The sequence below is a fragment of the Bacillus sp. GW823-FHT06B01 genome, from assembly GCF_058952315.1.
The window spans coordinates 45,002-57,242 of sequence record NZ_JBXAHR010000009.1; the positions used below are offsets into that span (position 1 = coordinate 45,002).

Here is a 12,241-nt window from a genome sequence, read left to right on the forward strand (position 1 = left end):
AATCTTCCTCCTCTGCAGGATATATATACATCTATTTTAAAAAGAAGGAATAAAATCTACTATTGAATCTCATTACATTACACTTACATTATTGTAAGAATTAAAAAAGGTGAACGAATTTACTCGTTCACCTTTTAGCTCGCTTTAAAGCCACCTCCAAGTACATCGCGTACATCATGAATAACAACGAAAGCATCTTCATCTACTCGACTAATAACCTGCTTTAACTTAACAAGCTCTTGTTTATTTATAACAACATATAATACTTCTTTATTTTTACCAGTATATCCGCCGCGTCCTTCTAATACAGTAACACCGCGTGTCATGTTTTTCGTAATAGTTTCACGGATTAAATCCGGTTGATTTGAAATGATTGTAACAGCTGTTTTTGTATCCATTCCTTCTACAATGAAATCAATCACTTTCGCTCCGATGAATACTGCAACAAGTGTGTACATTGCTTTTTCTTGCCCTATTATAAATACAGAACCAGCAATTACTACAATATCAATAATAAGTACGCCTTTACCAACGCTCCATCCTAAATATTGATTGGCTAACCGAGCTAAAATTGCCGATCCTCCTGATGTACCTCCAGCTTTGAACATACAGCCTAATCCGACACCGACAAATAAGCCAGCGAATAGAGCTGCTAATAACGTATCACTATTTACATGATACTCAATATGTTCCGTAACATATAAAAACAAGGATGTTTCTACAATCCCTAAAATTGTATAAACCATCGTTTTCTTATCAAAAAATTTATAACCAATAGCTAGTAAAATTGCATTTATAGCAAAGTTTACAATCCCCGGTGACCAATCAAATAAATAGTACGTAACAACCGTTAAACCAATAATTCCACCCTCTGATAAACGGTTTGGAATTGCAAAGTAATTAATACCAATTGCGAATAATAATGAACCAATTGTAATTAGTGTTATTTCCTTTATACGTTGATTAACCATAGTTCATACCTCCCCCCATTTGACATTGTATCACTATCTCCTAGAGGTTTAGAAGTTGTTTTTATTGCGCATTTTTACTCTTACAGATCGGGATATTATGTTTAAACAAAGGGGTGATTAATTATTCATATTCGCTCTAACTGTACGGACAAATTGCTCCACATTCCCCTTCTGAATATACTTAGCTCGAATGGTTTCATGATTACAAGTACATTCGAAATGCGGACGAAAATCTATGCTATCTATATGCAAATATGAATAATCTTTAAATGTTGCAGGATAGTATGGAAATTTCCCATAAAAGAGAAGACGTCTAGTAGTAGCAGCAAAAATCCCTTGTTGATACGATAGCGTAAAATTATCCTTCTCAAATATCCCTACGACAAAAGCCAAAATCTTTTCATCATCCTCTATATGCTTTTTCATACTCAATAAAAGTTCATTCATGCATATCCCTCCAAATACTATTCTTGAAAAGAATCCATGGATTATTACAGACCGGTGTAACTCCTTTATAAAGTATGAAACGCGTTTCCTGTCAAAGATATTTCAAAAAATAATCCGTTATGCAATTTACACATAACGGATTAAAACTAAACAGTAGAGCGTTCCACAAGTTCGTATGGAATTTCCACCTTTTCTTGTTTAGAACTCTCACCACTTATTTGCCTATAAAACATTTCAAAAGCCTTTTTACCTATCTCCTTTAAATTTTGATCAATGGTTGTAAGCTGTAACACTTGCGAAATAGGTTGATTATCAAAGCCAATAATCGCTAAATCCTCAGGAACTTGAATACCTAATTTTTCAGCTTCTGTCATGACCCCAATCGCAACTTCATCTCCTGCTACTATTAATGCTTCGGGAAGATGCTGCATCCCCTTTAATTTATGAGCCACTTTCACACCATCTTCTAATGTAAAACATTCTGTAAAAATCCATTCTTCATTCACTTCTTCATCTATAGCTTGCAATTGCTGTTTATAAACATCAAAACGTTTTTGACTACTCGGACCTAATTTCCTTCCCGTACAATAACCAATTTTTTTATAACTTTTCTCAATCAAATAATCCATTCCTAATTGAAAAGCTGCCGAATGATTCGTATATACACTTGAGATATTTGAAATATCATTATCTTCACAAGCAACGATTGTCCCATAGGAAGCATACGGCTCTATCGTTTCCCAATCATTCGCACGAGAACAAATAATAAGGCCATCCAATTGTTTTGTTTTTAACATATGTAAACTTTTCATTTCTTCTTTTTTATTATAATTCGTTTGGCAAAGTAGCACTCTGTAATTATGAGCTAACGCCACCTCCATCATCCCGCCCACCATCGCATCAAAACATGGATGATTAATATACGGTAAAATAACACCAACAATATTCGTTTTCCCTTTTGATAAATGAACAGCATTTGCGTTTTGTGAGTAATTCAACTTCTCAACTATCTCCATAACCGCTTTCCTTTTTTCTTCACTTACATATGGATGATCATTCAATACTCTCGAAACAGTCGTAACTGAAACTCCCGCCATCTTTGCAATATCTTTAATATTGGCCATACACTCACCTCTACTTTTAACTTAATGAATTCCACGAACATATGTCAAACTTTCTCATCATTACACCTTCATTCGTTTTTCTTACAAAAGTGTAATTTTCCTGTAAGCTAATTCGATAGTTACTATCCTCAATATTTCATACAATTAAGTCAGAAACAGGACAACAACTATTCGAAATGGAGCGGATTCATATGATGAACAAAATGAAATCAAACAATTTTTTAAATACAATGGACATGGTATTTTCCGCTCTAATCGATGCTAAAGCTGTTGCTTCTACATTAAACAAGTAAGGAGAATGTATGATGAAAAACATCACTTTTAACAAATTAGATTTTTTAGGACTAGCTAGTGGCTCTCTTCTTCTTACTGCTTTTATTTACGCCGCTACGCTTGTATAACTTTTGTGTCCCCTTTCCCCTTTATTATAAATAGTAATAGAAAAGACGACCGTCTATGCCCGGTCGTCTTTTCTTACTTTTGATTTGATTGCAAAGTTTCCTTTAGCTCATCAAACTTCTCATTTAATTGATCTGTCATCATTTTCATAGCTGTCTTTCGATCTATTTGTTCTTCAGCATCAATTTGAATTGGGTCGCCAAAAATTAATTGTGCCTTTTTCCCTTTTATTAATTCTTTTACACTTGATGGACCAACATAAGCTGCCGGTACTAACGGGACATTAGAACGCAATGCAATCGTAACAGCCCCAGCTTTTAATGAAACGTCTTCTGTTGATCGTGTCCCACTCGGAAAAATCCCTACTACTTTCCCTTCTTTTAATAGGCGTGACGGAATTTTGAGTGTACTCGGTCCTGGATTCGCACGATCTACAGGGAATGCATTCACATTTTTAAAGAACCAATTTTTGAACTTCCCTTCAAATAACTCTTTTTTTGCCATGTAATGAATTTGGGTCGGGTACATCCCTGTAGCTAACATTAATACATCCATAAAACTTGTATGTGTACATGCAACAACATATGGGCCACCTTCTGGTAACTTTTCTCTTCCTTGCACTTCTACTTTCCCAGCTGTTTTAAATATATATTTCAACAAAAATGTAATTGGTTTATACATTTGTTTCGTTCCTTTCTGAATATCCGAATTATAATCATTTTCTTATAACGATTATAACACTAAGTTTTAGGAGTTGGTAATAATTTTAAGTATTAATTGTTACATTTCAATTCTTACAAAAGTGTAACTTTCTTGTAAGCTAATTCGATAGTTACTTCCCCAAATATTTCATACAATTAAGTCAGAAAGAAACAACAACTATTCGAAAAGGAGCGGATTCATATGATGAACAAAATGAAATCAAACAATTTTTTAGATACAGTGGGCATGGCATTTTCCGCTCTAATCGATGCAAAATCTGTTGCTTCTACATTAAACAAGTAAGGAGAATGCATCATGAATAACATCACTTTTAACAAATTAGATTTTTTAGGATTAGCTAGTGGCTCTCTTCTTACTGCTTTTATTTACGCTGCTACGCTTGTATAACTTTGTGTCCCCTTTCCCCTTTATATAGAAAAAGACGACCGTCTATGCCCGGTCGTCTTTTTACATTTTTCTTTCTTTCAATTCTTTTAAAAGCTGTATCAGCTCAGCTTGTTGTTTTATCTTTTTACGACCATTTCGGTTAATTGCTGCAAGCTCGCAGGCAACTCCGACGGCGAAGAAAAACAATAAACTTTCTAACATGTGAAATCCTCCAATTGCCTATTAAACAGCTTGACGTAATTGCTCTTCTTGTAAACTTCGCTTGTTTATATTTTCTTCTTTTCTCTGACAAACGTTATTGCGAATAAGTGCTGCAATAACAAGTAAAGTCCCTATAATATCAAACATTGTTATTCGATATCCTTGCATCATCATAATAACTAAAGTCGTGATTGGTACAAAATTAATAAATAAAATCCCATTAATGGACGATAAAATTTTCACACCGTAATTCCAAGCAAGTAACGCTACGATACCTGGTAATGTCATCATAAACAATAAATCATATTTCACGATAGAAATCGTTCCCATACTCGGAACCGATACGTATCCAAACGATGTAATGATTACAGTTATAATCCCTGTGACAGTCGTACCGAATACACACGTCAACGTAGAATAACGTAATGTTGACCAATCGCTACACGTTTGACCACCCATCGTATAAATAACCCAACCTACAACCCCAACAAATATAAAGGCCAGCGAAAACATGTTATCTTTCAATGTTAAAAAGAAACTCATATCACCTTTCGTAATAACGAATACAGCCCCTACAAAAGCGATAATCATGCTCGTTATCATATACTTTTTCGGTTTTACATGCTTATATCCCCATAGAATACAAATAGAAATCATCGGCATCAGTGCTTCCATAATGGAGGCTACCATCACACCTGATTTCCCCATTAACATTTGACCTAAAAATATAAGTACATTATATACAGTAAACGCCATCGTTCCGAAAAAGACGAGTAACTTTCCTCTTCCCTCTAAACGAAATGCCTGTTTTCCTTCTTTCATTAACAATAATACAATCAGTACGATCGCCACTGCTCCATAGCGAATAAGCGAAAAATAAAATGGATCTATGTATTCTAGCGCATGATCAGCAACCGGAAACATCGCTCCCCACGACATACTTGCCATTAAACATGCTAAAGCCCCTATTATCATTTGACCTTTTTTCACCACAATCCCCCACTTCTTTCTATTTGCACAAAGAGAATTGTAAAAGAAAAAATATATCACGTAAAATGATTCAAAATGATGTTAACTATCATTTATAATGATAGTTAACATCAAGGAGGATCACATTATGGAATTAAGAGATTTACAAATCTTCCAGAACGTTGCCGACAAAGGTAGTGTAAGCGGCGCAGCAAAGGAATTAAATTACGTACAATCAAATGTAACTGCACGTATTAAACAACTAGAGAACGAACTAAAAACACCGCTCTTTTATCGTCATAAACGAGGCATGACTTTAACAGCTGAAGGAAGAAAAATGCTCGTTTATGTTAATAAAATTTTGCAAGATGTTGACGAGCTAAAACAAGTATTTTTAGATAGTGAAACTCCCTCTGGCATATTAAAAATCGGTACAGTCGAAACAGTAAGTACATTACCTACCATTTTATCTTCTTACTATAAACGCTATCCGAATGTCGATTTATCATTACAAGCGGGTCTAACAGAAGCATTGATTAGAGAAGTACTTGATCATCAATTAGATGGTGCCTTTATATCAGGTCCTATTAAACACCCACTAATTGAACAATACGATGTTAGTACAGAAAAATTAATGCTTGTAACACAAAATAAAGCTTTTCATATAGAAGAATTTACAACAACGCCCCTACTCGTTTTTAACCAAGGATGTGGATACCGTTCCAAACTAGAACGATGGCTTAAAGATGAAGGTTTGCTCCCAAAAAGAATTATGGAATTTAATATATTAGAAACGATATTAAACAGTGTTGCACTCGGCCTTGGAATTACACTCGTACCACAGTCTGCTGTCCACCATCTTTCTAAAGCTGGTAAGGTACATTGTCATGCAATCCCTGAAAAATATGGTAGTATTTCAACGGTTTTCATACGCCGTAAAGATAGTTATATGACGAATTCAATGCGTAGCTTTTTAAAAACAATTGAAGAGCATCATCATATCAATATGCTGTGAAAGACATTCTTACATGAATGTCTTTTTTTCTTACAAAAGTGTAAGTCTTCCGTAAGCTAATTCGATAGTTGCAGGCAATCATATTTCCTATAATTAAGATATAAAGCAGGGCAACAACAAATCGAAAAGGAGCGGATACGCATGATGAACAAAATGAAATCAAACAAATTTTTAAATACAATGGGCATGGTGCTATCCGCACTTGTCGATGCAAAAGCTGTTGCAACTACATTAAACAAATAAGGAGAGATTATAATGAACAACATTACTTTCAACAAATCAGACTTTATCGGACTTGCAAGTGGAGCTACTCTTCTTACAGCTTTCATTTACACACTTGCTCAAGGTCTTGTTTAATACTTTGTTTCCCCAAACCCCTTTATATATAGAAAAAGCTGCTCGTCTTATAGACAAGCAGCTTTTTAGTTTATTTCATATATAATTTGACCTGTTTTCGTCATATCGTATCCGCCAATTGCTTTTAATTCATTATGAAATTCTTCCGATTGCAGAATGCCTTTCACGACTTCAATCAGCTCTTCATTTTCTTTATTCTTCAAAATCACCAAATCGTACTGTTCTTTCATGATTGGAATAAAATCTACATTTACAATTTGCGAAAACTTTTCTGATCCTACTCCCACATCAGCTTTTCCATTCGCAACTTGCGTGGCAACACCAAGATGGTTTGATTCTTCCCATTCATATCCACTAATACGTTCTTTATTTAACTTTTGGATGCGCAATTGTTCATCGACTAACACCCTAATACCAGAACCTTTTTCTCGATTTACAAATCGTGTAGATGACTGAGATAAATCAGCCCATGTTTTTATATTTTTCGGATTTCCATTTTGCACATAAAATCCAACGTTTCTTGCTAATAAATTAATCATCGTACATGGTTGTCCAACTAAAATACGTTTTACGTAAGGAACATTATATGTACCCGTTTCACCATCAAACAAATGCAGACTAACGATACTTCCTTCTCCTTGATACATTTTTATTAAACTCGTTAAACTACCTTGATATGCCCTTAATATATTTGAACTTGGCAGGCGGTTTTCTATACGCTTTGCCAACATATCTAACGTTAGTTCTTGTCCGCTAATAATACATGTATCCAAGCCTCTACTATCTTCGCTCTTTACAGGAGTGCCTTGTATTTTCCCTGTTTTCATTTGCTTTATATATTGTTCTAAATCTGTTGCATCAATGCGCATCTGTCTACCAATTCTATAAGAAGGAAGTTCTCCTTTTTTAATTAGATCGTATACAGTTAATTTTGATACCTTTAATCGCTTCGCTACTTCTTCCGTTGTGTAGGAATGATGATCCATAGACGATTCCTCACTTTCTTCCTTCATTGTAACAAAGAAAAGAATATTTCTCCTATATTTAAAAACAACTACATCGTTCAAATTATATTCAATTATAACTAGTTATATCTATTTATAATTAGTTATAATTAAATATGTCAAAACGAAAGGGGATTTTTTTATGAACAAATTTACATTACGATCCATCGGAGCACTTATACTTTCTTTTCTTCTTATATTTAGTGCTGCATGTACAAGCGGCGAAAAGAAAGAGAAATCAACTGCTAAAGAAGGAAAAGCAGTTGAACTTACTATATCAGCTGCTGCAAGCTTACAAGATGCACTAAAAGAAATTGAAACAAAATATAAAGAAAAAGAACCTAATATTAAACTTTCTTTTAACTTCGGTGCTTCTGGTGCACTTCAACAACAAATTGAACAAGGCGCACCTGCTGATTTATTCTTCTCAGCAGCCGAAGATAAATTCCAAACTCTTGTAAAAAAAGGATTCATTAATGAAAAAGAAGGGAAAAATCTTCTTGGAAATGAACTTGTTCTAGTTGTCCCAAAAGATAGTTCTCTTACGAAAATTCAAGATTTAAAAGATGAAAAAATTAAGAAAATCGCACTTGGTACACCTGAATCTGTACCCGCAGGAAAATATGCAAAGGCTTCTCTCACGCATGAAAATCTTTGGAATGACATTCAAAATAAAATCGTATTTACAAAAGATGTTCGCCAAGTGTTAACATATGTAGAAACAGGTAATGTCGATGCTGGTATTGTATACAAAACAGATGCTCTTATTTCAAACAAAGTAAAGATTGGTGAGACAGCAGCAGCTACTTCGCATGAGCCAATTCACTATCCTTTAGGTGTTATAAAAGAATCTAAGCACAAGAAAGAGGCGACTTCATTTTATGAGTATTTGCAGTCAAAAGATGCACAATCTATCTTTAAAAAATATGGATTTACAGTCCTATTATAATTGCCATGAGCTTTGATGCTATTTTTTCACCAATCTTTCTATCTATACGAGTAGCTGCATGCGCCACCATTATCGTTACAATTTTAGGGACGATTATCGGACGGGCGTTAGCACGCTCCTCATGGAGATATAAAGTACTATTAGAAACTATTTTCTTATTACCAATGGTACTTCCGCCAACTGTAATCGGCTTTTTTCTCATTATCATTTTTGGAAATAATAGTCCCATTGGAATGTGGATAGAATCAATATTGCAGCAGTCCATTATGTTCACATCTACTGCTGCAATCATCGCTTCTACAGTTGTTGCATTTCCGCTCATGTACCAATCAGCAAAAACAGGATTTTCTATTGCGAATGTACAAATTGAAGAAAGTGCTCGTGACCTTGGTGCAAGTGAATATCAAGTTTTTCTACACGTCACACTTCCGCTGGCATTTCCCGCCTTACTAAGCGGAATGATTTTGAGCTTTGTTCGTGCGCTCGGTGAGTTTGGTGCTACACTCATGTTTGCTGGGAACATTCCTGGTAAAACACAAACAATCCCAACTGCAATTTATATGGCGATTGATGCAAGTAATATGCAGCTCGCCTGGACACTTGTAGTTATCACTATTAGTATGTCACTCCTATTTCTACTATGTATTCAGCTTATTAACAAAAGAATTACTAACCCTTAAAGCAGCTTTTTCGAAGCTGCTTCTTTATTTCTTAGGAAATAAAAATTTACCATCGGGAAATAACTGAATTTTACCTTTTATTAAAATATACATTTTATTTGAATTCACTTTCTAAAATAGGCAATTTCCTGTTATTATATGGAGGTGTTTCAAAAAATGAAGAAATGAAAACGCATTTATATCGTGAATTCTTCATCCTGTTTTAGCGATCGGTAATCTTCTACTCTAGTAGTGGGGCATTACCGATCGTTAGAACGATATGTAATTATATTGGTATAGAAAACCGAAGGGAGTCTTGTAATGGACATTTTATTAGCGCTTCTTCCTGCAATTGCATGGGGAAACATCTTATTAGTAAGCGTAAAAATGGGCGGTGGTGCATATAGCCAAACGGTAGGTATGACAATCGGTGCTCTATTCTTCGCAACAATTATGTATGTATTTACTCAACCAGCTTTAACAATGACAGTCTTGATTGTTGGTTTTATTTCAGGTTTATTCTGGGCTTTAGGACAAGTAAACCAATTAAAAACAGTTGAAAAACTAGGTGTTTCAACTACTGTAACAATTTCTACTGGTATGCAACTTGTTGCAACTTCTATCTTTGGGGTTATCGCTTTCCGTGAGTGGACTACTACAACAACGATTGTTCTGGGAACGATTGCAATCCTATTAATCGTAGTTGGTGTTGTATTCACATCACTAGATGACAAAGAAAATGCACAGCCACCAGGTCAATTGAAAAAAGGACTTCTTACTTTAATTGTTTCTACTTTCGGTTACCTTGTATATGTAATTATTATTCGTTGGTATAATATCGATGGTTGGTCTGCTATTTTACCACAAGCAGTTGGTATGTTTGTTGGTGCGGTTGTATTGACATCTAAACATAAACCATTTAACAAATATGCAATCCGTAATGCTTTATCTGGTTTACTATGGGGAACTGGAAACTTATTCTTACTTCTTTCATTACCACGTGTCGGAGTGGCAACAAGCTTCCCATTATCTCAAACTGGAATCGTTATCTCAACATTCGGTGCGATTGTCTTTTTAGGTGAAAAGAAAACAAAACGTCAATTGATCTTTATTGCACTAGGTAGTGTTTTAATTATCGGCGGCGCTGTATTGTTAGGTATGACAAAAGCATAAACTTATAATCTATTAATAAACCCCTGAAGCATATGTGCTTCAGGGGTTTTTCTCTTTCAATTGTTTTCTAAATATAATTATTTACATGTCCCTGTCTTTTATCCCGCTTTAACGGGCAGTAAGACCCCCACCTCAAAATTCAGCGAAAGCAAAGAATTTAGGTGGAGGATCAACTACCCATAAAAGTCCGATTGGTGAAGGCTAATAATCAGTGGGGGATGAAGAAAACCCCCACTGATTAAAGTTTCACTTTATAGTTGTTCTTCCACTCTAGTAAACCAGCTACACATATAAAGAGATTAATAACAGCTAATATTAGCATGACGTATAAACCTGTGGAAATATAAATCACAATGCTAACCACGTTATACAAAATCCATAAATACCAGTTTTCTAAAATTTTTCGACTTAGCATAAATTGAGCTACTAATCCTAGTACAGCATTTAAAGCATCTAAATATGGACTAGTTGATTCTAGATAACGGATTTGATAATAGCCCCAACCAATCCAAGTAACTAACATAAAGATTATATAAATAGTCCACCCTTTTACACCTAAACGAACTGTTGCTTTTACCTCTTCTCCCCCACTACATGCTATCCAATAATACCAACCATATACATTAAATATAAATTGAAAGGCTGCCAATACTGCCATTGCATATAAACCTTGCGTAATGAAAATATACAGAAATACCGCAACCGTAATCATGCCAAACAAAAAGTTAGATACCTTTTCCCTCGCTAATAACCAAACATTAATAATCCCCATAACCGATGCGAAAATTTCAATATAACTCGATTGAATATAAAATCCAACCAATACGCAAATAATACTGGAAATGAATAAAAAAAGCGGACTTCTGACCATGATCATCTCTCCCCAGATGTATAATAAATTCCCTATCACCAGTATAAGGAACAACGCTTTCCTTTACCATGAATTTCCTCCTTCTCGTTATCCATTCCATCTACGGTAAGTCTTTTCTTTTTACAAAATTCTCTTAAAGATGGTATCGTTTTTTATAACATATCTCCACTAGAAAGGAATAAAGGATATGCTAACTAAACATCGAATTCTATTTATTGGTGCTGGTCGTATGGCAGAAGCTATATTTTCCGGATTACTTAAAACAAGCAAAGAATACATCGAAAAAATTATCGTTTCTAACCGCAGCAACGTAGAAAAGCTAGAACAATTACAAGGACAATATAATGTGTCTATCACAACAGATTGGAAGCAGCATGTTACATCTGTTGATACGATTGTTTTAGCAATGCCGCCTTCTGCACATGAAGAATTATTAGCGGAGCTATCTCCGTTACTATCGAATCAACTTGTCGTAACGGTAGCTGCTGGCATTGGTCCATCTTATTTAGAAGCTAGACTCCCTAAGGACACGCCTGTTGCTTGGATTATGCCAAATACAGCTGCTGAAATTGGGAAGTCAATCTCCTTATATACAACAGGACAATCAGTAAACGAGATGCATCAAGAAACCTTGCAACTGCTTTTAAGAGGCATTGGTACTTCGCAACTTTGCACTGAGGAAGAAGTTCATCAACTTACTGCAGTTACTGGAAGTGCACCAGCTTTCCTTTATTACTTTGCTGAAAGCTTGATTGAAGCAACAAAAAGTTATGGAGTCGATGAAGCAACTGCCAAACACCTTGTCATTCAAATGATTTCTGGCTCTGCTTCTATGCTTGAACAAACGCAAGATCCAACTAACCTCCGCGAACAAGTAACAACACCAGGTGGTTCCACAGCTGAAGGTCTCAAAGCTTTATATGAATATAATTTTTCAGAGGCAATTCAAAAAGCAGTAGAAGCAACAAACAAAAAAGCTAGGGGGAAATAAT

Annotated in this window: 16 protein-coding genes; 8 read left to right on the forward strand and 8 right to left on the reverse strand. The window is 35.0% G+C overall.

Annotated elements, in window-relative coordinates; genetic code table 11:
* Positions 1 to 134: 134 nt before the first annotated feature.
* The 3 genes from AC1Q8N_RS27075 to AC1Q8N_RS27085 all read right to left on the reverse strand — a co-directional run bounded on the left by AC1Q8N_RS27075 (position 135) and on the right by AC1Q8N_RS27085 (position 2,542).
* Positions 135 to 971 carry a YitT family protein gene (locus AC1Q8N_RS27075; RefSeq protein WP_000248044.1) on the reverse strand — a complete coding sequence of 279 codons (837 nt, stop codon included), beginning with the start codon at positions 969 to 971 and terminating at the stop codon, positions 135 to 137.
* Positions 972 to 1,088: 117 nt separating this feature from the next.
* A complete protein-coding gene (locus tag AC1Q8N_RS27080; RefSeq protein ID WP_048542920.1) occupies positions 1,089 to 1,418 on the reverse strand; it encodes a PH domain-containing protein in 330 nt (109 codons plus the stop codon).
* A 146-nt stretch (positions 1,419 to 1,564) separates the two neighbouring features.
* Complete coding sequence (locus AC1Q8N_RS27085; protein WP_048542922.1) at positions 1,565 to 2,542, reverse strand: LacI family DNA-binding transcriptional regulator; 978 nt, start codon at positions 2,540 to 2,542, stop codon at positions 1,565 to 1,567.
* 305 nt (positions 2,543 to 2,847) lie between these two features.
* On the opposite strand from AC1Q8N_RS27085, the gene AC1Q8N_RS27090 reads away from it, so the two are divergent.
* The gene (locus AC1Q8N_RS27090) at positions 2,848 to 2,943 is read left to right on the forward strand and encodes a DUF3948 family protein (protein ID WP_068967834.1); all 96 of its coding nucleotides are present in this window, start codon (positions 2,848 to 2,850) and stop codon (positions 2,941 to 2,943) included.
* 73 nt (positions 2,944 to 3,016) lie between these two features.
* Here AC1Q8N_RS27090 and AC1Q8N_RS27095 read toward each other — a convergent pair whose 3' ends face one another.
* Positions 3,017 to 3,622 (reverse strand): lysophospholipid acyltransferase family protein, encoded by a 606-nt coding sequence (locus AC1Q8N_RS27095; protein ID WP_000277788.1) that lies wholly within the window; start codon positions 3,620 to 3,622, stop codon positions 3,017 to 3,019.
* Positions 3,623 to 3,958: 336 nt separating this feature from the next.
* Between AC1Q8N_RS27095 and AC1Q8N_RS27100 the strand changes: the two genes are divergently transcribed.
* The gene (locus tag AC1Q8N_RS27100; protein WP_068967835.1) at positions 3,959 to 4,051 is read left to right on the forward strand and encodes a DUF3948 family protein; all 93 of its coding nucleotides are present in this window, start codon (positions 3,959 to 3,961) and stop codon (positions 4,049 to 4,051) included.
* Between the two features lie 60 nt (positions 4,052 to 4,111).
* On the opposite strand, the gene AC1Q8N_RS27105 is transcribed toward AC1Q8N_RS27100, so the two are convergent.
* Both AC1Q8N_RS27105 and AC1Q8N_RS27110 read right to left on the reverse strand, forming a co-directional pair.
* Entirely contained in the window at positions 4,112 to 4,252 is a 141-nt protein-coding gene (locus AC1Q8N_RS27105) for a YrzO family protein (RefSeq protein WP_000894064.1), read from the reverse strand.
* Between the two features lie 21 nt (positions 4,253 to 4,273).
* Positions 4,274 to 5,242 (reverse strand): DMT family transporter, encoded by a 969-nt coding sequence (locus tag AC1Q8N_RS27110; protein WP_142330281.1) that lies wholly within the window; start codon positions 5,240 to 5,242, stop codon positions 4,274 to 4,276.
* 127 nt (positions 5,243 to 5,369) lie between these two features.
* Here AC1Q8N_RS27110 and AC1Q8N_RS27115 point away from each other — a divergent pair, with 127 nt between their 5' ends.
* Both AC1Q8N_RS27115 and AC1Q8N_RS27120 read left to right on the forward strand, forming a co-directional pair.
* Positions 5,370 to 6,236 carry a LysR family transcriptional regulator gene (locus tag AC1Q8N_RS27115; RefSeq protein WP_048542928.1) on the forward strand — a complete coding sequence of 289 codons (867 nt, stop codon included), beginning with the start codon at positions 5,370 to 5,372 and terminating at the stop codon, positions 6,234 to 6,236.
* Between the two features lie 255 nt (positions 6,237 to 6,491).
* Entirely contained in the window at positions 6,492 to 6,593 is a 102-nt protein-coding gene (locus AC1Q8N_RS27120; RefSeq protein ID WP_001060018.1) for a DUF3948 family protein, read from the forward strand.
* Positions 6,594 to 6,658: 65 nt separating this feature from the next.
* On the opposite strand, the gene AC1Q8N_RS27125 is transcribed toward AC1Q8N_RS27120, so the two are convergent.
* The gene (locus AC1Q8N_RS27125) at positions 6,659 to 7,606 is read right to left on the reverse strand and encodes a substrate-binding domain-containing protein (RefSeq protein WP_088110111.1); all 948 of its coding nucleotides are present in this window, start codon (positions 7,604 to 7,606) and stop codon (positions 6,659 to 6,661) included.
* Positions 7,607 to 7,739: 133 nt separating this feature from the next.
* On the opposite strand from AC1Q8N_RS27125, the gene modA reads away from it, so the two are divergent.
* The 3 genes from modA (at position 7,740) to AC1Q8N_RS27140 (ending at position 10,378) form a co-directional block, all read left to right on the forward strand.
* Entirely contained in the window at positions 7,740 to 8,546 is an 807-nt protein-coding gene (gene modA, locus AC1Q8N_RS27130) for a molybdate ABC transporter substrate-binding protein (RefSeq protein ID WP_048542930.1), read from the forward strand.
* 5 nt (positions 8,547 to 8,551) lie between these two features.
* Positions 8,552 to 9,226: a molybdate ABC transporter permease subunit gene (modB, locus tag AC1Q8N_RS27135; RefSeq protein WP_493521491.1), complete on the forward strand. Its 675-nt coding sequence runs from the start codon at positions 8,552 to 8,554 to the stop codon at positions 9,224 to 9,226.
* A gap of 300 nt (positions 9,227 to 9,526) precedes the next feature.
* On the forward strand, positions 9,527 to 10,378 hold the full coding sequence (locus tag AC1Q8N_RS27140) for a GRP family sugar transporter (RefSeq protein WP_000353549.1): 852 nt from the start codon (positions 9,527 to 9,529) through the stop codon (positions 10,376 to 10,378).
* A gap of 238 nt (positions 10,379 to 10,616) precedes the next feature.
* On the opposite strand, the gene pnuC is transcribed toward AC1Q8N_RS27140, so the two are convergent.
* The gene (pnuC, locus tag AC1Q8N_RS27145; RefSeq protein ID WP_098079932.1) at positions 10,617 to 11,249 is read right to left on the reverse strand and encodes a nicotinamide riboside transporter PnuC; all 633 of its coding nucleotides are present in this window, start codon (positions 11,247 to 11,249) and stop codon (positions 10,617 to 10,619) included.
* Positions 11,250 to 11,436: 187 nt separating this feature from the next.
* Here pnuC and proC point away from each other — a divergent pair, with 187 nt between their 5' ends.
* Positions 11,437 to 12,240, forward strand: a complete 804-nt coding sequence (gene proC / locus AC1Q8N_RS27150) for a pyrroline-5-carboxylate reductase (RefSeq protein ID WP_098079928.1) — start codon at positions 11,437 to 11,439, stop codon at positions 12,238 to 12,240.
* The last annotated feature ends 1 nt before the right edge of the window (position 12,241 follow it).

Coding starts and splice junctions, on each gene's coding strand:
- AC1Q8N_RS27075 (WP_000248044.1), bottom strand. CDS start 971: ATGGTTAATCAACGTATAAAGGAAATAACACTAATTACAATTGGTTCA.
- AC1Q8N_RS27080 (WP_048542920.1), bottom strand. CDS start 1,418: ATGAATGAACTTTTATTGAGTATGAAAAAGCATATAGAGGATGATGAA.
- AC1Q8N_RS27085 (WP_048542922.1), bottom strand. CDS start 2,542: ATGGCCAATATTAAAGATATTGCAAAGATGGCGGGAGTTTCAGTTACG.
- AC1Q8N_RS27090 (WP_068967834.1), top strand. CDS start 2,848: ATGAAAAACATCACTTTTAACAAATTAGATTTTTTAGGACTAGCTAGT.
- AC1Q8N_RS27095 (WP_000277788.1), bottom strand. CDS start 3,622: ATGTATAAACCAATTACATTTTTGTTGAAATATATATTTAAAACAGCT.
- AC1Q8N_RS27100 (WP_068967835.1), top strand. CDS start 3,959: ATGAATAACATCACTTTTAACAAATTAGATTTTTTAGGATTAGCTAGT.
- AC1Q8N_RS27105 (WP_000894064.1), bottom strand. CDS start 4,252: ATGTTAGAAAGTTTATTGTTTTTCTTCGCCGTCGGAGTTGCCTGCGAG.
- AC1Q8N_RS27115 (WP_048542928.1), top strand. CDS start 5,370: ATGGAATTAAGAGATTTACAAATCTTCCAGAACGTTGCCGACAAAGGT.
- AC1Q8N_RS27120 (WP_001060018.1), top strand. CDS start 6,492: ATGAACAACATTACTTTCAACAAATCAGACTTTATCGGACTTGCAAGT.
- AC1Q8N_RS27125 (WP_088110111.1), bottom strand. CDS start 7,606: ATGAAGGAAGAAAGTGAGGAATCGTCTATGGATCATCATTCCTACACA.
- modA (WP_048542930.1), top strand. CDS start 7,740: ATGAACAAATTTACATTACGATCCATCGGAGCACTTATACTTTCTTTT.
- modB (WP_493521491.1), top strand. CDS start 8,552: ATGAGCTTTGATGCTATTTTTTCACCAATCTTTCTATCTATACGAGTA.
- AC1Q8N_RS27140 (WP_000353549.1), top strand. CDS start 9,527: ATGGACATTTTATTAGCGCTTCTTCCTGCAATTGCATGGGGAAACATC.
- pnuC (WP_098079932.1), bottom strand. CDS start 11,249: ATGGTCAGAAGTCCGCTTTTTTTATTCATTTCCAGTATTATTTGCGTA.
- proC (WP_098079928.1), top strand. CDS start 11,437: ATGCTAACTAAACATCGAATTCTATTTATTGGTGCTGGTCGTATGGCA.